Raw genomic sequence first — 19093 nt, forward strand, 5'->3', positions numbered from 1 at the left:
TATGTCATTGCTAATATTACCTTATAATAATCAACATCTCTGCAAACCATTCAATTCTATTAAATAATAATACGATTTTTTACGATTTTTAACTTTACACACCTTTAATCCATCCACTTTTTTACAACACACCCCACATCCTAACATTCTCTGCATCTGCACCATAAGCACTCTACACTTCTTATACAATCTACTTTTATGCTACACACCTTAGGTATTTCCTTGTTTATCCCTTCTCTTTACAAATGTTAATAACACACATTGTTTTTACATGAGTAGCACTATACATTAACAAATAAATACTTTATTATGAAGAAATCAATTTTGGGGGCGTATCACAAATTTATCGTGTGCGCTGTTATTGGAATGTTTTTTTCCATTAACCTGGCAGCCCAGCAAACAAGTATCAGTGGAGTAGTGACGGATAAGAGTGGCGAGCCCATCCCCGGCGTGTCCATTATAATCAAGGGCACTACTACAGGAACCATAAGCGGAATAGACGGGGACTTTAACCTTAGCGGCGAAATGCCTGCCGACGCTGTCCTCGTTTTTAGTTTTATAGGAATGCAAACCGAGGAAGTCAATCCTCAAGGCCAATCATTTTTACAAGTTACATTATTCGACGATATCCTCGGTTTAGACGAGGTAATTGTTGTAGGATATGGAACGCAGGAAAAAAAGGACATTACCGGTTCTGTAGCCATGGTTAATTCCGAAGAGTTGGAGTCGCGTCCTAATACGCAACTTGGGTCATTAATTCAAGGGCGGGCCGCTGGTGTTCGTGTGGTATCCGGATCAGGTAAGCCATCGGAAGGCTTAAGCGTGCGGGTACGTGGAACAAACTCAGTTACAGCCGGAAGTGAACCCTTGTACGTGATTGATGGAATACCAACCAGCGATACACGCTCTTTAAACCCGGCCGACGTAGAAACCATGACTATTTTAAAGGATGCTTCTTCAGCAGCTATTTACGGTGCACAGGGCGCTAACGGGGTGGTTTTAATTACAACTAAAAAAGGTAAGAGCGGTAAATCAAAAGTAAGCTTAGATGTATATGGCGGTTTTTCGGAAGTATGGAATACGCTGGAAGTTTTAAATGGTGAGCAGTACCGTGACCTGATGACTGAGATGGGCCAGACCACCGATTGGGAATTATACAACCAAAACACCGATTGGCAAAATGAGGTGTTTAAAAGAGGGGTATCGCAAAACTACCAGCTTTCTGTATCGGGAGGAAGTGAAGAAACTACCTACTACATTTCAGGAGGCTGGGTAAAGCAAGAAGGTGCCGTGCGAAGTGCTCAAATGGACAGAGCCAATTTTAAAGTTAACCTGAATCATGAAGTGAATAAATGGCTAAGTCTGGGAACCAGAATTGCGTATACCAAATACTCCGATGTGGATGTAAACGACAATAACGCCGTTAACCAGGGAGGCGTGTTAACCGGCGTAATTAACACCCCAAGCGTTATTGGCATATATAATGCAGATGGTACCTTTACTTCTAATCCTTTCCAGAATTGGGAAAACCCAATTGCCAGTACCGACGGTTCTGAACGAGAATATAAAAATGATCGTTTCTTGGGAAGCATGTTTTTAAAAGCTGATTTTTTAAAAGATTTTTCTTTTAAAAGTAACCTTGGCGTTGACTACAGCAATGGCATTTATGATAGCTTTCTGGATCCTTATTTAACCAGTTACGGCCGTGCCAAGGGTGGAATTGCAAACAACAATACCAACCGCAACAGTTACTGGATGATAGAAAACACCCTATCCTATAATAAGAAAGTGGAAAGTCATTCGCTTGAAGCCTTGATAGGTGGTGTTGCCCAAAAATATTTGTGGGAGAACAACTACATTACTGCCGAAAACTTCTCGAGTAATGCCATTACCACCACCAATGCAGGTTCTATTATAACATCGGCCGGTAATACCAAGTCTGAGAAAACAAACACCTCATTTATCAGCAGGCTGAATTATTCATTTGAGGATAAATACTTACTTACAGCCAACTTTAGGGCAGATGCCTCCAGTGCTTTTGGTCCGGATAACCGTTGGGGTTATTTTCCATCCTTTTCGGCCGGATGGCGTATTTCTCATGAATCATTTATGGCAGGCTTCGATTTTTTGAATGATTTAAAAATGCGCGTTGGCTGGGGTATTGTGGGTAACGACCAAATACGTAATTATGCCTATTATGGCTTAACAGGCTCCGGCGCCAATTATCCTATTGGCGGACAGACTATGCCGGGAACATACCCCGCTGCAATTGATAACAATAGCTTAAAATGGGAGGAGTCGGAACAAACCAATATTGGACTGGACCTCAATGTTTTCAATGGTCGCGTGCAATTTACGGCAGATGCCTACCTTCGTAAAACAAAAGATTTGTTGTTAGATGCACCTCTCCCCCACAGTACAGGATACGACAATGCCTTACAAAACATTGGCAACCTCGAAAATAAAGGCTTGGAGTTTAGCCTGAACACGGTTAATATTGACAGAGCCATCCGATGGAGTTCTACATTCAATATTTCATTTAACCGAAACGAAGTAACCAATCTGGTTGTTGAAAGCTTGCCTATGGGTAACATTGCAGGCCGCGGTGAAGCCATATTACTGGAAGTAGGCCAGCCATTGGGAACCTTATACGGATACGTGTGGGGTGGTGTTGACCCGGCTACAGGAAATGCTTATTATGTAGACAGGAATGGAGACAGCACCTTTGACCCAACACCGGAAGACAGAAAAATTATTGGGGATGCCAACCCTGATTTCTTCTATGGGGTAAATAATACAGCGAGTTATAAGGGATTTGGCTTAACTGTTTTCCTGGAAGGAAGTTATGGAAACGACATGTTAAATGCTACCCGTATAGATTCAGAAGGAATGAGCGATCCTAAAAACCAGTTGTTAAGCGTTAACAACAGATGGAGACAGCCCGGTGATGTAACAGACATCCCAAAGGCAAGCTGGGCAAGTACCGTTAACTCAAAAATATCTACCCGATTTATCGAAGATGCTTCGTACCTAAGGGTTAAAACCATCACTTTGAGCTATGACATTCCTCAAAAGTTCCTGAATAAAATAAACCTCGACAGAGTTAAAGTTTATGCAACAGGCGAAAACCTGTTTACCCTAACCGATTATACCGGCTTCGACCCTGAGGTGAACGCATTTGGAGGTTCTAATACCATGCGAGGTATTGATTATGGAACCTACCCACAAACACGGAATATCATCTTTGGTTTAAATGTTACTTTTTAAAAGAAAATAAAAATGAAAATAAAATCATATATATTAAGTAGTTTGCTCGCAGTTTCGCTTTGGTCATGTGACGATTTCCTTGATCTGAAACCCATTTCGGAAGAAACTACAGCAACCGCCTACGAATCGTACAGCCAAATAGAGGCTGCCCTGGCAGGAACTTACGAATCTTTTCAATCGGATGCCTACGTATGGAACAATATTATTTTCCAGGATATTAGGTCTGATAATCATTATGCAGGAGGAGACAATCCTGAAATATTTGAAGCAGATTTACTGAATATCTCTGCAACCAACTCCAAAGTATACCAGAGTTGGTCGAACTTATACAATGCCATATTAAAGGCAAACGTTGTATTGGATAAGGTTGCTGGTATTAATGATCCCTTGCTAACGGATGAGCGAAGAGACCAGATTAAAGGAGAAGCTTACTTTTTAAGGGCCTATCATTATTATAACCTGGTTAACTTGTGGGGTGGTGTACCGCTTATTTTAGCGCCCACTACCTCCACCGAGGCAAGTGCGGTTAATGTACCTCGTTCGTCCGCGACAGAGGTTTTTGAGCAGATATTGATTGATTTGGATATGGCGATAAGTTTGCTTCCCGACACCTATGGTAATGAAGCGAGCATTAACAAGGCACGTGCAACCGCAGGGGCTGCCAACGCCCTGGCTGCTAAAGCATGCGCGCAAAAGCCTGCCCCTGATTATGCCAGAGCCCTGCAATATATCGCAAAGGTAGAGTCGAGCGATGCCAATTACCAACTCATTGACTATGCCCATTTATTTGACGGAAGCCATTATAACAATGCAGAGTCAATCCTCGAAATTCAATACCTAGGTGGCGACGAAGGAAACTGGGGGCCGCAGATGCTTTTACCGCCTTCTATTTCGGGCGATACATGGCGTAAGTTTGCTACACCGTCGCAAAACCTGGTCAGCGCTTTTGATGCTGAGGGCGATGAGGTGCGCAAGAATGCCAGCATCTTATTCGAAGCTGTTAATTGGGTAGATGAGTATTGGGGTAATGCTTCCGGCAGCACCATACCCTTTGCCTACAAATGGAAAAATGCCATGGGTTGGGCCAGTACCGACCGCCAGTATATTTTACGCTATGGCGATATAGTACTGCTGAAAGCAGAGGCACTGAACGAAACCAACAAACTTAATTTAGCGGTAGCCGAGGTAAACCGCATCCGAAGCCGCGTGAACCTGGATCCGTTAACCGCAGATAAAACAAGTAGCAAAGAAGCATTGCGTTTGGCCATTTTGAATGAACGGCGCCTTGAATTGGCACAGGAAGCCCAACGTTGGGACGACCTGGTGCGTTATGGCCTTGCGGTTGAAACCATGAATAACCTGGTAGAGATTGATTTAAGAGACAATCAGCCTGTAACATATGGAATGACTGAAGCTAAAATCCTGCTTCCCATTCCCCAGCAAGAACTGGATAGAAATCCTGCTTTAGAAACTAATCCATCAAATTAAAAGTTATGAAACAAGCCATGAGAATACTTCACACACTACCTGTCCCGCAAAGGCGGGAGGAGAGATCAATATTGGTGAGTTCATCGAATGCATTTGAAAATTAAAATTATAGTGAGATGAAAATAAAAAATATATTATTTATCCTGATGGTCACTTTGTTGGCCTGGAGCTGCGAAGAGGAAAGCAACCTTCAGCCCGAAGGCAACTGGGAATTGAGCGAACCCACCTTAGTGCAACTAAACGATGGCAATAAGTTGGTTCTTGATGAATCGGCTCCCTTAAGCAAAATTGAGTTTAAATGGAATCCGGCGGTTTCTTCCGCAGGTTATGGTGTATATTATACTGTAGTTATCGATTCATTAAATGCTGCAGACACAAATCACCCCATTTTATCGTTACAGGCTGAAGATGCGGGCAAAAGCACAAGTGCCTTCATATCTACATTAGCCTTAAATGAAGCATTGTATATGGCTGGATTTGAACCTGGTGAAGATATCGAGCTTCAATGGTCTGTTGTCGCATCCTGCCTTTCTAAAACAAGCAGCAAGCAAGCTTCGGTAACCATGGTTAGGTACGATGATGATAACTTATATCTATCGGGCCGAGCCACTGAAATTGGGGATGATGTAAACAAAGCAATCCTGATGAAGCGCTTACTGAATGCAGCAGGCGATAAGCTAAATTTATATGAAGCATATACGCAACTTAAAGCCAATGAAGGATTTATGGTGTATAACGGACGCAGTAGTAATGCGGTTGCCTATGGTCTTGATACCGAAGGAAACCTGGTTCGCAACGGACAGCCTATCACTGTTGATAATGAAGGTATTTACCGAATCAATATAGATTTTGAAGCAATGAGTATTTCATTCTTTAAAATTGACCGCCTTGCACTAATCGGTGACGCCCTCGAAGGTGGCTGGGATGCCGACGAGGCTCTTACATACAAAGGCATGGGCGTTTGGCAAGCCGACCTAAGCTTTATTAGACCCGGTGGATATATTATACGGGCCAACAATGATTGGCAGGGTATTATGAAACAAGTCAACGGAACACCCGATGAGGTTGTTTTGGAGGATTTCGCTAACGCCCAAGGCTATTCAATTGATAATTTTCAGCAAAGCGAAGCCGGCTATTATTCGGTAACCCTAAGCCTAACAGGGAAAAAGTACACCTTGAATTTAGAAAAAGCGCCGGAGCAACAAATGTATGTAATTGTGAATGGTACAGATGCCTACAATATGACTTTGGTGGGCGACGGAAGGTTTGCCACAACAAGTTATTTGGCTTTACAGACTACCGACAATATCCTGATTAACACAAAATCAGATGGCAGTGGAACAAGTTACAGCATTGATGGCGCTATGGAACAAGGCGATAGCGATAAGGTAGGTAACACTTTAAGTATAGTTGAAGGAAGCAACTCTTTTTCTCCGGCTGTGGATCAGGCATACAGATTTGAAGTAGATGTAAAAAACAGTGAGTTTAAATGGCATTATTATAACCTGAAACTGTTCCACTGGGATGATGATGCAGAAGGCGGCTGGGACGCCAAAACAGAAACACTAATGACCTATTCGCATCCGTATGTATTTACAGCAACGGCTGATTTGCAAGCAGACTTTGAATCTAAGTTCTTCTCTCCATGGGATATCCAGTTCGGGGCCGGGGCAAACGATGACAAAACTGCGCTGGTAGGAACTGCCACTAACGATTCAGGCGCTTCTAATTTGCAAAACATACTATCAAGTGCAACGTATACTATTAAATTAACCGTTGCTCCTGATTTTTCAACAGCGAATTACGAGTTTGTAGCTCAATAATTAAAATTTAAACCTATGAACATTAAAAAAATGTCAATTTTATCTTTCATATTTTCAATCGTCGCTTTGTTAGGCATTCAATGTTCTGACAAACCTGGCGATAGCCCGGCTCCTCCTCCTGTAAAAATGGAGGAGTTGGATGTAACACAGTACCTTTCTACCTACGATGGGATTGCTAAATTTAATAAGCAGGATAAAGTTTTTACCCAGGCTTCTGAAAACAATAACCCAACCATTACGGTAAATACCGACATGACCTATCAAACCATGGATGGTTTTGGGTTTACCTTAACGGGGGGAAGTGCCATGCATTTATACAACATGAGTTCTTCTAAGAGACAGGCCTTGTTAAATGAGTTATTTGCACATTATGGAAACCATATAGGCGTAAGCTATCTGAGAGTGAGTATCGGGGCTTCTGATTTGGATGCCTATACATTTTCATATAACGATTTAGGTGCAGGCGAAACAGATGTAGATATGCAGCATTTCTCACTGGCACCGGATAAAGCCTATTTAATCCCCGTATTAAAGGAAATTCTGGCCATTAATCCTGATATTAAAATATTAGGATCGCCATGGTCGGCACCAACCTGGATGAAAACAAACGGAGCAACCAAAGGAGGAGAACTTAAGCCGGAATATTACCAGGCCTATGCCAATTATTTTGTTAAATATGTGCAGGAAATGGCCAAGGAAGGAATAATCATTGATGCCATTACCGTTCAAAACGAACCGTTACATCCGGGGAATAACCCTAGTATGTATATGTCTGCAGGTGATCAGGCGAACTTTGTAAAGTCGGCATTAGGCCCCACTTTTGAGTCTGAAGGCATCAATACCAAGATAATTATTTACGATCACAATGCCGACAGAACAGATTACCCAATAAGTATCCTGGATGATGCCGAAGCGAATAAATATATCGATGGTTCAGCATTTCATCTGTACGGTGGCGATATCGGAAACCTAAGTGATGTTCATGCGGCACACCCCGACAAGAACCTGTATTTTACAGAACAGTGGGTGGGAGCACCCGGAAATTTCGGTGAGGATATGGTATGGCATACGCGTAACTTAATTGTTGGAGCTTCTCGCAATTGGTGCAAAACAGTACTCGAATGGAACCTGGCAGCTGATTCTGATCTGAAACCCTATACCGATGGCGGATGTAACCAATGCCTTGGGGCATTAACTATCGATGGCGATGCAGTAATTCGTAATCCTGCGTATTACATTATAGCACATGCTTCTAAATTTGTGCGTCCCGGATCGGTTAGAGTTGAATCCAACTTGCCTTCCGGCCTACCCAATGTGGCCTTTGAAGCACCAGATGGTAATATTGTAATAGTTGTGCTGAACGACACCGACGATAAAAAACAGTTTAATATTGAATTAAATGACGAAATGACCTCCGTTACATTGGCTTCAAAATCGGTAGGCACTTTTGTATGGAAACAAAATTAAGGATAAAAAAAATGAAGAATATATTTATAATAACTCTTATAACGGCCCTTTTTGTTGGGTGTAGCTTTAAAGCGCCGGAAAAAAAGCAAAAAAACGAAACGAGCTTTTCTCCGGAGGGAAAAACCATAACCGTTTATTCAACCGATAAGCAAAGTGGCGACCGTTTAACCTTAAAGCAGGATTTAAGTTTCGGTTCCACATCGCAGCCTACAGAAGCAGAGGTATCTGTATTTGTTAATCCCGCAAAGCAGTTTCAAACCTTTATTGGTATCGGGGGTGCTATTACCGATGCCTCGGCCGAAGTTTTCGCTAAGCTTTCCAAAGAAAAGCAGCAAGAACTCATAAACGCCTATTATGGCGAAGACGGCATAGACCATACCCTGCTACGCACCACCATCCACAGTTGCGATTTTAGCTCAGGCAGCTATACCTATATCGAGGAAGGCGACAAAGAACTAACAAGCTTTTCCATCGACCACGACAGGCAATATCGTATTCCCATGATACAACGAGCTATGGATGCAGCTACCGAACCATTGTTATTTTACGTTAGTCCATGGAGTCCACCTGCCTTTATGAAAGGACGTGATAACATGTTACGCGGTGGCTCATTGCTACCGGAGTTTTACCAGTCGTGGGCCTCGTATTATGCCAAGTTTATCAAAGCTTATGAGGCCGAAGGATTTCCGATATGGGGCTTAACCATACAAAATGAGCCCATGGCGGTGCAAACATGGGAATCGTGCGTTTATACCGCAGAGCAGGAACGCGATTTTTTAAAGAATTACCTGGGGCCTACGCTCGAAAAAGAAGGGCTGGGCGATAAAAAAATCGTGGTGTGGGATCACAACCGCGACTTGATTACCCATCGCGCCAACACCATCTTTGGCGATCCCGAAGCGGCCAAATATGCCTGGGGCATCGGCTTTCACTGGTATGAGCGCTGGGCCGGAGGTGAATCGATGTGGGACAACCTTAAAAACGTAAAAGAATCGTTCCCCGAAAAGGAACTCCTGTTCACCGAAGGATGCATCGAAGCCTTTGACGAAACGCAATACCAGCGTTGGAGCAATGGCGAACGTTATGGAATATCCATGATCAACGATTTTAACTGTGGTACAGTGGGCTGGACCGATTGGAACATACTACTCGACCAAACAGGCGGACCTAACCATGTGGGCAACTTTTGCTTCGCCCCCATCCATGCCGATACCCGCACCGATGAGTTGATTTATACACCATCGTATTATTACATGGGCCATTTCTCAAAATTCATCCGTCCAGGAGCTAAAAGGGTGAGCACCACCACCAGCCGCAGCCATTTGTTAAGCACCTCGTTTTTAAACAATAGCGGCAAAATGGTAACCGTAGTGATGAACCGTTCCGACGAGGACATCACCTATAATTTGATTGTGGATGAGTTCGAAACCGAGATTAATATTCCGGCACATGGAATCCAATCGTTAGTATATTAAACAGATAATATTTAATGAAGGATTGCAAGCGATTGCTATTTAAATAATTCTTAATCAAAAATGAACTTGAGTTAGCACTTGCTGACAATGTGAGGCCAACCGGACAGATTAAATTAATTACCGGTGTCAGTTAACAAAAAAGAGGCTGTCTCAAATAAGACAGCCTCTTTTTTTTTTGACTGACGTTGTATGAATGTCAGTCCCAACTTTCCCAATTACCGTTCACTGCATACCGAATGCCGACCCCTGTTTGCCGTTTACTTCTGCCGGCTGGCTATCAAAAAATAAAACAGAAAACCCAAGCCGATAAACATCAGCTCAATCCCAAAACCTATCAACGATTGGTTTATGTTCCAGTGATCCATACCATAGGCCCGGCCCACAAAAAAGGAAACTATCAAACCCAATCCGGCCATGGATGCCACCATGGCCCATTTAAGGCTCTTCATGCGTTGCGGTTCCACCTCGGCGGATGAAACAGAACTTAAGATCTCTGCCTTTTCTACGTGTCCGTTTTTTATCAGTCTTCGTTTTAGCAGATAATCGGTAAACATTTTAATGATGTAAAAAAAGCCTGAAAAAACTACGGCTACCATAAATACTTCTTGCATAATATTTTATTTTTAAAGATGATTAAGAATTACCATTCGGATTATTCTTTGTCCATTTGTCGTAAGTATCCAAAAAAAGGTTACAACATATTTCCTAAATATCTTTTTTTATTTGCAACCTTTAACTAGCATTACTCGACAAACAGCATATATGAATGATATTGAATTAGTAAACCAGATTAAACAGGGTAACCCTTCGGCCTATCGCTATTTGGTTTCCAAACATCAGCGTTTGGTATTCAGTATCGCATACAGAATTGCCTCTCAAAACCAAACCGATACCGAAGACATTGCCCAGGATGTATTTATAAAAGTGTATAAAAACATAAAGAACTACCGGGCCGAATCAAAGTTATCGACCTGGATAGCATCCATCGCCTGGAAAACATCCATCGACTTTGTCAGGAAAAAATCCAGGGCTAAGATAAATTTTACGGATGAACCTCAAAATTATGAGCGCGCACGGCATAATCTTACACGCGATAATTTGAACCAAAGCGACATGGTACAAGTCGTTAAGTCGGTTTTGAGTAATTTACCCGGGCACTACCAAAGCGTGCTGAGCCTCTTTTACCTCGAAGAATTTTCGCTGGCCGAGATACACGATATAAGCGGGATGCCAATAGGTACTATAAAGAGTTATCTCAGCCGGGCGAGAGGGATGTTTAGGAACGAAATAGAAAAACTATACGGTAAGGATGCCATCGAAATGTTGTACGAAGATAAATAATCAAGTAAGATGAATGCAGATATGGAAGATAAAAAACTCGATCGCTTAATCAATGAAGGGTTCCAAAAATTTGATCCTCCCCACATGCCCCACAACTTTGTTGATCGGCTCACCCGGAACTTTGAGCTGCAAACAACCAAACGTCGCCTGTGGGAAGAGTGGATGTTAAAGATGGCCATTATTATTGGTGTTGCCGCCTGTTTGGTTCTGATTCTGTATTTAACCGAAAACCACTTGCTCTCCTATTTAAGCCTTGAATACATATTTCCCCTATACGGTTTACTCATCGTACTATGCGTATTTTTATTTGATCAGGTAATATTAAAATGGATGTTTGCCATACGATATCAAAAAAGGCCATCGTAAATCGATGGCCTTTTATATTTTTTAATAGTTCGTATTTCCTTAAAAATACTTTAATCTATCGTCTGTTACTTCGGCTTTTTCCTTGATTACAGGTGCTAAGCGATAGGCTTTGTTAGTATTTACACTCCTGAGTTGCTCACGGGTGCTTTCTACATCGGTATTTTCTGCAACTTGCTCCGATGTTACTTTTACCACATAAACCCCTTGATCTCCTTTTACCGGAACCGACATCTCACCCACATCGCTTAACGAAGCCAATGCAATTAGTGCGGGCTCCATACCAACCCCGGGCACCTGAAACGAAGCGAAGTTGATATCAGTAGCCGATTGCACCTGGCTTTCCATTTTTTGTGCCAGTGAAGTGAGGCTTTGGCTTGATGCCTTATTATCGTTAAACCTTTTTTTGATGATCTCGGCTTTTTTATCCTTGGCCAAAATACTCTTTATGGTATTATGCACCACCGGATCGTTAACATCCTGATACCCTTCTTCAACCACTTCAGTTACCACAGCAATCACAAACTGATTCCCAAACTCATATATGGTGGGCGACATATCGTTAACTTTGGCTTCAAATGACCACTGTACCAACCTCCTGGAGCCTTCCAGTCCCGGTACAGCCCTATCCGTGGCACGCAGGGTAGCAAATCTGGGTGTTAGATTCTGCTCTTTAATACCCTCTTTAAATTTATCTGCCGTATTATTAGTGGCTGCAAATTTATTAGCTTGCGAATAAACTTGTTGATATGTTTTTGAACTATATTTTATTTCCCGGCCTAAGGTGGCTATGTTGTATTTAGTTACTCGTTTGCCTACATCCTGTAGGTGAATAATATGAACACCAAACTGCGTTTGCACCTTAACAACATCACCTTTTTTTGCGTTAAAGCAGGCATCATTAAAAGGTTTTACCATAGTGCCTTCCTTAAACCAATTTAGGTCTCCGCCGTTAATCGCCGAACCAGTATCTTTGGAGTTTTTACGTGCTAAGTCAGCAAAATCGGCACCCTTATTAATAAGGTTCATCAAACTATCGGCCACTGTATTTGCACGAGCCGGATCTTGTTCCTGAATAAGTATATGTCGTGCTTTAACCGAATCGGGCATCTGCTTAACGCTAACTAAACGACTTAATTTGTAGGTATTGTCTTCCAGGTAGGGACCGTATACATCACCTTGTTGGGCATTTTTAATAAAATCCTGCAATACAATTCTTACGTCCTCCGCTTTTAAGTTACTATCCTGATAAGGTATATCAGAGTTCATCGTCACAAATTGCGCTGCATCGGTATCCGGGTTTGAGAATTCCGGTTTAATATCCTCAATCCATTTTTCAGCCATTTCTTTATCCTCTTCTGAGGGCTCTACTAAAAAGGACACGTACTGGATGCTTCGCTCTGCGGCTTGTTTAAAGTTGTCTTTATGTTTGCTATAATAGGCACTTATTTCGCCTTTCGACACCTCAACAACGCTATCGGGTATCGAGTTGTAGTTTACGGCAACAAAGTCAAAGTCTACGCTACGTAATTTAGCATTAGCTTCGGCATTGGCCTGGCTTTGGGTAACGAAAAACCCTTTTTGAAATAAGTTGATATACTTGCTGTTTAGCCTTTCGTTTACAAGGTTTTTTTGTAAAAACTCCCAGTAAAAGTTAGCATTCGGATCTCTTTTACGGTTGCGTAAAAAATTAACTACTGCCGACTGGTCAAATGCCCCTGTTTGTGGATCAGTAAACATTTGGCGTACACCCGGGTGCGGGTTACTGCCGGTTACCATTTCAATAATTTCGTCGGTGGTTACTGCAATTCCGGTCTTTTCATATTTTTCGCCCATTACAATATCCATCACCATTTGATCCCAAACCGATTGCCGTATTTGAAACTGTAGATTCTCGTCAATAGTACTTTGTCCGGAGCTCAGTTTCCTAAAATCTTCGGCTTGCGTAACCTCATTTTGATAAGCACTGTATGAAATAGCCGTACCGTTTACTTCGCCTACTTCTATGCTGCCGGGTTGTGCACCGCCCTGACCGCTAAAAAAATCGGTTAGTATAAATGCAAGTAAGGCGAACCCTACCATAAAAGCGACCAATACACCACCTTTTTTTCTAATTCTCTCTAATGTTGCCATTCTGTTTATTGTTAATTTTAAAGTCTCAAAAATTAGGTTACGAATATACAAAAAATTGGATAACACCGCCGGCGGATAGGTGCTGAATGAACAAAAACGCAAAAAAAACCTTACAACCGTATTCTTTGCGCACAGCGATAATTACAAACTGCTATACATCAAGCACATAACAGTTTGGACAGCATTTGTTTTAAAGCATCCATAAGGGTTAAAAAAATAGGTTTTATCAGGAATTACGCATGTCGGTGACATTAATCAGGTCAATACGATTATCCGAGGCCACCTGAATCTTCATTTTAAAGTCGTCGATAATTATTTCTTCACCATTTTTTGGAATAGATTCATTGTGATGAAGTATAAATCCGGCAATTGTTTCAAAATTTTCGGAGTTGGGCAAGTTGAGCCCATATTTTTCATTGATAAAATCTATTTCTACCCTACCCGAAAAAACATACTCATTATCCGATAGTTGTTTATCTATCAAGTCGGATACATCATGTTCGTCGTCTATCTCACCAAATATTTCTTCCAGTATATCTTCCATGGTAACAATACCGGCTGTACCCCCAAACTCGTCCACCACAAGCGCGATGCTGCGGTGTTCCTGTGTAAAAGTTTCTAATAATCTGTTGGCTGTCATGGTTTCGGGTACAATAGACAGTTTACTAATGGCATTTTTAAGCTGTTTGGGTTTTTTAAAAAGCTCCGAAACGTGCACATAGCCAATAATATTGTCGATGGTATTTTTATAAACCAATATCTTTGAAAAACCGGTTTCAATAAAACGTTGTGTAAGTATTTCCAGGCCTTCACTAAGCTCAATTGCCGAAATATCCGTACGGGGGATAATACATTCCCTTATTTTCACCTTCGAGAAATCGAGTACATTTTTAAGCAGCTTCACTTCCTTGGCCATTTCATCGTTATTCTCCAGCTTTTGGTGGTGTTCGGATATAAGATGATCCAAATCAATACGTCCCAGCACCATGTTATTCGATGTAATCTCACCTCTTATCTTCAATAAATTTTTCATAAGCCCTTCGCTCAATAACAGCATGAGTTTTGAAACAGGATAAAAAAGCACATGAAAAAACAATAAAGGTACTGCGGCCACATTCAGTACAAAAATTGGATTGATGCGAAACAACACTTTAGGTAAAAATTCTGCGGTAACTAATATTAGCAGGGTGGAGAGTAGTGTTTGAATAAATAATACACCAATGGGCGCATCAATATATACCTGTATCATTGGCTCCAGCATTTTGGCTGTTTGCAAACCATATACTACCAGCGCCACGTTGTTTCCCACAAGCAGTGCGGATATAAAAAGACCCGGGTTGCGTACAAAAATATCGATTATCCTACTCAACGGTGGAAACTTTTTTTTATTCAGCTCAATCAATAGTTTGTTTGAGGATATAAAAGCCATCTCACAACCCGAAAAAAATGCCGAAAACAAAAGGGCAAGGATAATAATGGTAGCGTGGTCCATTTATTTTATTGATTCAATTACGTTATAGGGCTAAATTACTAATTATGCCGACTCAAAAAAAACAATTGGATTATAAGTTTATCTTATTGGGGATATTATTCCGGCGTTTGTTGCTTCTCGTCAAGTGCAATTGTACCGCTCATTTTATTTAAGCGATATTCCGTCAGGTTTTCTTTGGCAGTAAATCCATATCCGGTAATTATTTCGTCGGTAGTGGTAATTTTTATAAACTTCTCCGTATAAATTTTCTTTTCGCTCTGGTTCCAGAATAGCTGTTCGGTATTAAATACCACACCATCTTCATTAACGGCTTCCACATTGTTTCTTAAATCCCACAGTTGTTGCTTATCGTAAAATATAGCGTACTTACATTTTATCTGCGCCTGGATTGAGCCAACAGAGTCGTACGTCATAATGTGACCTCCCTGCGGATATTCCTTGTACGGCTCTTCGGCTTTATCGTAGTTTAAAAGCAGGGGGGTAGTAACATGGTATTTTACCATGCCGGAGTCTGAAATAAAAGTTTCAAAATCTACTAATTCAAGCGAAGGGGTGTTCTGGTCGGCTTCTATGGCCTTTATCTCTTCCGGCTTGTTGGAAGTACAAGCCAGATTAAAAAACAAAACTGCAAGCAGCAGTGCCCTTGCAGTTTTGTTGATTTTATTAATATGCTTTTTATTATAATCCGATTCCATTATCGTAAAAAGTCAGCCATTATTTTTTTGCCCTCACCTTGGTACTGGCACCTATCCATCCGCCAACGGAATACGTATCGCCCTCTTTAAAACCCTGAAAGAAAATTTCTTCCATACCCGGGAAATGCTGCGTGTATATATTAATCAGCTCATTGGCTTTTTCCGTTTTTTCGGGATCAATACTTTTGGCTTTTTTAAACATATCAACCGCCACCCAATAGGCAGTTTTATGTTCAAATTCGTTAGATCCAAAGTTTTTAGCCGAAGTGGCATATAAATTACCGATAAGAATGTACGGATCGCCCCAACTGGGTCGTAGGTTAATGGCTTTTTGTGCATTAGACCTGGCCTCGGCCAATCTACCCTGGTTAAACTTAATCAAGCCCAATTGATAGTAGAACGTACCTTTCTGCTCATCCTCTTCCTCTAAGTTGATAGCCTGATTGTAATATTCTACCGCTTTTTCCAAATCCTGTGTTTTCAAGTACATACGAGCCAAACCATAGGCCGATGATGAAGACGGCTCAATAACATGTAAGTTTTCAGATACATCGTAAAGTAGTTGTGCATCTTCGCAATTGGCACGTGCCAGCAACTTATTTACCATTTTTAGCCAATCCAGGTTGGTTTTATTTTCGACCAGATTGGGGCTAAATATTTTTTCAATGGTTTGACAATCCGCTGCACCGCTGCTAGCAAACAGCTTTTCCACGGTATCCTTAACGCCTTTAGTTCTTTCTTTATTCGATTCTTTTTTCTCGGCTTTTATTATGTCTGTCAGCAAATCACTAACCTTCACAAAGTTTTTTACTACAACTTCCGCATCGGCTTCGTTTTTCCGGTACATATCCACCGTATTACTCATAAAAGTAGCCAGCACAAACACTTCGCTTTTTACACCTTGCGCTGCTATTGACTTTTCGTATAGCTCCTGTGCTTTTTTTCTAAACACCGGATCGTCGCCTTTGTATGAGAGCATTTTGGTGGCCTTGCGTCCCAGGATATAACCCTCGTTGTACCTACGATGGTTACCCATATACTTTATGCGTTGGTCGTATATGCCCATTAGCTTTTCAAAAAGCTCATCTTTTTTTGCTTTGTCCTTTTCATTTTTTATTCGCCAATCCATAATTTTAATACCATCGGTATAAATACGCGAACTTGACAATGGGCATTCGTTATAAACAATTTCCCACGACGGTATTGCATCTGCAAAACTCTTTTGCTTTACATACTCAGTAAATAGCGATAAGTTTTTAAGACAACGGATACTATCTTCCCCGTGGCCATACCTGGAGCCATCTTCAACACCTTTTTGTGCAATTGCCGGAACCCCTAGGAGGGTAATCATCCCCGCGATAATGATATTTATTAAAATTTTCGACATGGTTTTGTATTTAAAATAATTGTTAATCGAATTGTCTTTTGCGAAACCAGAACTCGTGTAAACTAAAACTAGCTTTTAATTTTCCGTATGATTGCTTGTCATTGCTATGTCCGTCGGCATTTCGTTTTCCCACCTCAACAGATAGATTAATGGACGTTTTTGATCGTTTCAATGGTAATCCCAATCCAAAAGTTATGCCATAATTATACAGATCGCTTTTTGTCCACTCATTTTTAGAATCCAAATACCCTGCAATATTATTCGTGTGATAATAGGCTCCGGCTCTATAACGCACACGGTTCAGGTAGCTACTGGCCGATCTGTCGTTGGGAATAAATTCGGCACCAATAGAATAGTTTTGGGTATTTGTGTATTCAAACGAAGGATTAAAATGCGCGGCATCGCCCCACCGATCGGTTTTATAATCAAGCCCAAGTTGTAATTTATCCTCCACTTTATAAGAAAGGCCAACACCTATCGAAGAGGCGTATTCTATTTCATTATTGTTGAAATCCCTATTGCTGCTACGTAAAGTATCTATAGCACGAGTTGGATCAAAAAGATTGTTATCGTCACCAAATTGTACACCGCGTGCTAATAAATCTGTTTCACTCCCGGATAAACCAATCTTAGGCCGATATGTTAATCCTAAGGTTACAGATTTAACATCATCCAGCTTATATGTGTATTGCGCACCAAAATCGTAAAGCATGGTTGATAATCTTACTTCATTATAAACTCCGTGGTTGAGCGCATTGGTAGAGCCGCCATAATTCGCTCTTGATATATTTCGTAAGTTACCAAAAAGGTAGGAAAGGTTAGCCCCCACCGAAAAATTATCGATAGGCTGCACAGCCACACCAAAATAAGCTTCTGTCAGATTCCCATTTCCGGATATTTCGGAGAAGGCTTTGGATCCGTCGGCTAGCGATTTTGTGGTTAAAAACTTATACCCCGTACCCGATACCGGTTTAAAGCCCACCGTGTAGCTGACGTTTGGCGATACAGAAAAAGCAACCGCAATATAATCAAAAAGCATGTCGCTGTTGTCGATATTACCGCTACCGGTTTCCTGTGACTGCCAAAAGTAACTTACGCCACCGTCGAAATAAAAAGAGAGGGAATCTAAAGCGGTGAGCGAAGCAATGTTCAAAGCGTTTATTCCGTAAGAAGAACGGATTCCTATACCCGTTGTTGCCATACCTCCATTAGACCCATAAGCTATATTTTGCGACTCTCCTAAACCAAAACGCGAAAGCGGAGAGTAAGTTCTCTGTTGCGCCGATAGATGTAGGATGGGGGTGATAGTTAAAAATGCTAGTACTACAAGTACTAATTTATTTATTTTTAGCATTATATTCTAATATTGTATTTAAACCGCTTTGCACCAAATTTGAATTTACAAAGATGGTATTTTTTAATTTTTTGACAAAAAAATATGCATCCCCACCCGTTAAAATGGTTTTCGTGTTGATATTTAGCTTGTTAAAATGATTTATATAGCTATCTATCTCAAAAATAAGGCCATTTTGAACTCCTGACCACATGGCTTCGTCGGATGATAAGCCCAAAAACGGCGTATTGGAATTGGGTTTTAATAAAGGCAGTTGTTTTGTATTTTGATGTAAAGCCTTGAACCGTGTTTGTAATCCGGGCGATATATTACCCCCTAAAAACGTTCCCTGGGCATCAATATAGTCAATGGTAATCGCTGTTCCGGCGTCTATGATCAATTTAGGACACCCTTGGTGCAATTCATTGGCTCCAACCATCGCCGCTATTCTGTCTTTTCCTAATGTTTTAGGGGTTTTATAATTAATTTTAACAGGCAACTCACTATCGCTGGTTAATAGGTGCACCGTCATACTTTCGTTTAAGTCGAACAGTGTGCGTAAGGCCTCATCACTTCCGTAATCTACTTGAACAGACGATACGATTAGTTTATCAATGAAATACTTAGACCGTATGTTGTGGACAATATTTTTATCAAATAATTCGCATAAATCAGAGTATATCAGGTTACCCTTGTCAAAAACACCTATTTTGGTAAAAGTATTTCCCTGATCAATAACTAAATTCACACTGTTTGATTTAAAATTGTTATATTTATTTTGATAAAAGTGCCCTAACGAATAAATCAATATTGATTTTGCAGCTATCAA

The 19093-nt window shown here is 41.1% G+C and carries 14 protein-coding genes; 7 read left to right on the forward strand and 7 right to left on the reverse strand.

The window, feature by feature from the left end:
* The first annotated feature begins 309 nt into the window (after positions 1-309).
* From FN809_RS09865 to FN809_RS09885, 5 genes are all read left to right on the forward strand, one after another.
* Entirely contained in the window at positions 310-3267 is a 2958-nt protein-coding gene (locus tag FN809_RS09865; RefSeq protein WP_221929400.1) for a SusC/RagA family TonB-linked outer membrane protein, read from the forward strand.
* A 12-nt stretch (positions 3268-3279) separates the two neighbouring features.
* On the forward strand, positions 3280-4755 hold the full coding sequence (locus tag FN809_RS09870) for a RagB/SusD family nutrient uptake outer membrane protein (protein WP_142533354.1): 1476 nt from the start codon (positions 3280-3282) through the stop codon (positions 4753-4755).
* Positions 4756-4871: 116 nt separating this feature from the next.
* Positions 4872-6578, forward strand: a complete 1707-nt coding sequence (locus FN809_RS09875; protein ID WP_142533355.1) for a SusE domain-containing protein — start codon at positions 4872-4874, stop codon at positions 6576-6578.
* A gap of 15 nt (positions 6579-6593) precedes the next feature.
* Positions 6594-8045 (forward strand): glycoside hydrolase family 30 protein, encoded by a 1452-nt coding sequence (locus FN809_RS09880; protein ID WP_142533356.1) that lies wholly within the window; start codon positions 6594-6596, stop codon positions 8043-8045.
* 11 nt (positions 8046-8056) lie between these two features.
* Positions 8057-9520 carry a glycoside hydrolase family 30 protein gene (locus FN809_RS09885; RefSeq protein ID WP_142533357.1) on the forward strand — a complete coding sequence of 488 codons (1464 nt, stop codon included), beginning with the start codon at positions 8057-8059 and terminating at the stop codon, positions 9518-9520.
* Between the two features lie 257 nt (positions 9521-9777).
* Here FN809_RS09885 and FN809_RS09890 read toward each other — a convergent pair whose 3' ends face one another.
* Positions 9778-10131 (reverse strand): DUF6249 domain-containing protein, encoded by a 354-nt coding sequence (locus FN809_RS09890; RefSeq protein ID WP_142533358.1) that lies wholly within the window; start codon positions 10129-10131, stop codon positions 9778-9780.
* 151 nt (positions 10132-10282) lie between these two features.
* Between FN809_RS09890 and FN809_RS09895 the strand changes: the two genes are divergently transcribed.
* Entirely contained in the window at positions 10283-10861 is a 579-nt protein-coding gene (locus FN809_RS09895) for an RNA polymerase sigma factor (RefSeq protein WP_142533359.1), read from the forward strand.
* A gap of 9 nt (positions 10862-10870) precedes the next feature.
* Complete coding sequence (locus FN809_RS09900) at positions 10871-11227, forward strand: hypothetical protein (RefSeq protein ID WP_142533360.1); 357 nt, start codon at positions 10871-10873, stop codon at positions 11225-11227.
* 39 nt (positions 11228-11266) lie between these two features.
* On the opposite strand, the gene FN809_RS09905 is transcribed toward FN809_RS09900, so the two are convergent.
* The 6 genes from FN809_RS09905 to FN809_RS09930 form a co-directional block, all read right to left on the reverse strand.
* Complete coding sequence (locus FN809_RS09905) at positions 11267-13357, reverse strand: peptidylprolyl isomerase (protein WP_142533361.1); 2091 nt, start codon at positions 13355-13357, stop codon at positions 11267-11269.
* A gap of 226 nt (positions 13358-13583) precedes the next feature.
* Entirely contained in the window at positions 13584-14849 is a 1266-nt protein-coding gene (locus FN809_RS09910) for a hemolysin family protein (protein ID WP_142533362.1), read from the reverse strand.
* A 95-nt stretch (positions 14850-14944) separates the two neighbouring features.
* On the reverse strand, positions 14945-15544 hold the full coding sequence (lptC, locus tag FN809_RS09915; protein WP_142533363.1) for an LPS export ABC transporter periplasmic protein LptC: 600 nt from the start codon (positions 15542-15544) through the stop codon (positions 14945-14947).
* 19 nt (positions 15545-15563) lie between these two features.
* Positions 15564-16931, reverse strand: a complete 1368-nt coding sequence (locus FN809_RS09920) for a tetratricopeptide repeat protein (RefSeq protein ID WP_246095567.1) — start codon at positions 16929-16931, stop codon at positions 15564-15566.
* Between the two features lie 22 nt (positions 16932-16953).
* Positions 16954-18285, reverse strand: a complete 1332-nt coding sequence (locus tag FN809_RS09925) for a hypothetical protein (protein WP_142533364.1) — start codon at positions 18283-18285, stop codon at positions 16954-16956.
* A complete protein-coding gene (locus FN809_RS09930; RefSeq protein ID WP_185957524.1) occupies positions 18269-19012 on the reverse strand; it encodes a type III pantothenate kinase in 744 nt (247 codons plus the stop codon). Before FN809_RS09930 ends, FN809_RS09925 begins: the two co-directional genes overlap by 17 nt.
* Between the last annotated feature and the right edge of the window lie 81 nt (positions 19013-19093).

It is taken from the genome of Saccharicrinis carchari, assembly GCF_900182605.1.
Taxonomy (GTDB): Bacteria; Bacteroidota; Bacteroidia; order Bacteroidales; family Marinilabiliaceae; genus Saccharicrinis; species Saccharicrinis carchari.

Coding starts and splice junctions, on each gene's coding strand:
- FN809_RS09905 (WP_142533361.1), bottom strand. CDS start 13,357: ATGGCAACATTAGAGAGAATTAGAAAAAAAGGTGGTGTATTGGTCGCT.
- FN809_RS09865 (WP_221929400.1), top strand. CDS start 310: ATGAAGAAATCAATTTTGGGGGCGTATCACAAATTTATCGTGTGCGCT.
- FN809_RS09890 (WP_142533358.1), bottom strand. CDS start 10,131: ATGCAAGAAGTATTTATGGTAGCCGTAGTTTTTTCAGGCTTTTTTTAC.
- FN809_RS09925 (WP_142533364.1), bottom strand. CDS start 18,285: ATGCTAAAAATAAATAAATTAGTACTTGTAGTACTAGCATTTTTAACT.
- FN809_RS09920 (WP_246095567.1), bottom strand. CDS start 16,931: ATGTCGAAAATTTTAATAAATATCATTATCGCGGGGATGATTACCCTC.
- FN809_RS09910 (WP_142533362.1), bottom strand. CDS start 14,849: ATGGACCACGCTACCATTATTATCCTTGCCCTTTTGTTTTCGGCATTT.
- FN809_RS09900 (WP_142533360.1), top strand. CDS start 10,871: ATGAATGCAGATATGGAAGATAAAAAACTCGATCGCTTAATCAATGAA.
- FN809_RS09885 (WP_142533357.1), top strand. CDS start 8,057: ATGAAGAATATATTTATAATAACTCTTATAACGGCCCTTTTTGTTGGG.
- lptC (WP_142533363.1), bottom strand. CDS start 15,544: ATGGAATCGGATTATAATAAAAAGCATATTAATAAAATCAACAAAACT.
- FN809_RS09880 (WP_142533356.1), top strand. CDS start 6,594: ATGAACATTAAAAAAATGTCAATTTTATCTTTCATATTTTCAATCGTC.
- FN809_RS09895 (WP_142533359.1), top strand. CDS start 10,283: ATGAATGATATTGAATTAGTAAACCAGATTAAACAGGGTAACCCTTCG.
- FN809_RS09875 (WP_142533355.1), top strand. CDS start 4,872: ATGAAAATAAAAAATATATTATTTATCCTGATGGTCACTTTGTTGGCC.
- FN809_RS09870 (WP_142533354.1), top strand. CDS start 3,280: ATGAAAATAAAATCATATATATTAAGTAGTTTGCTCGCAGTTTCGCTT.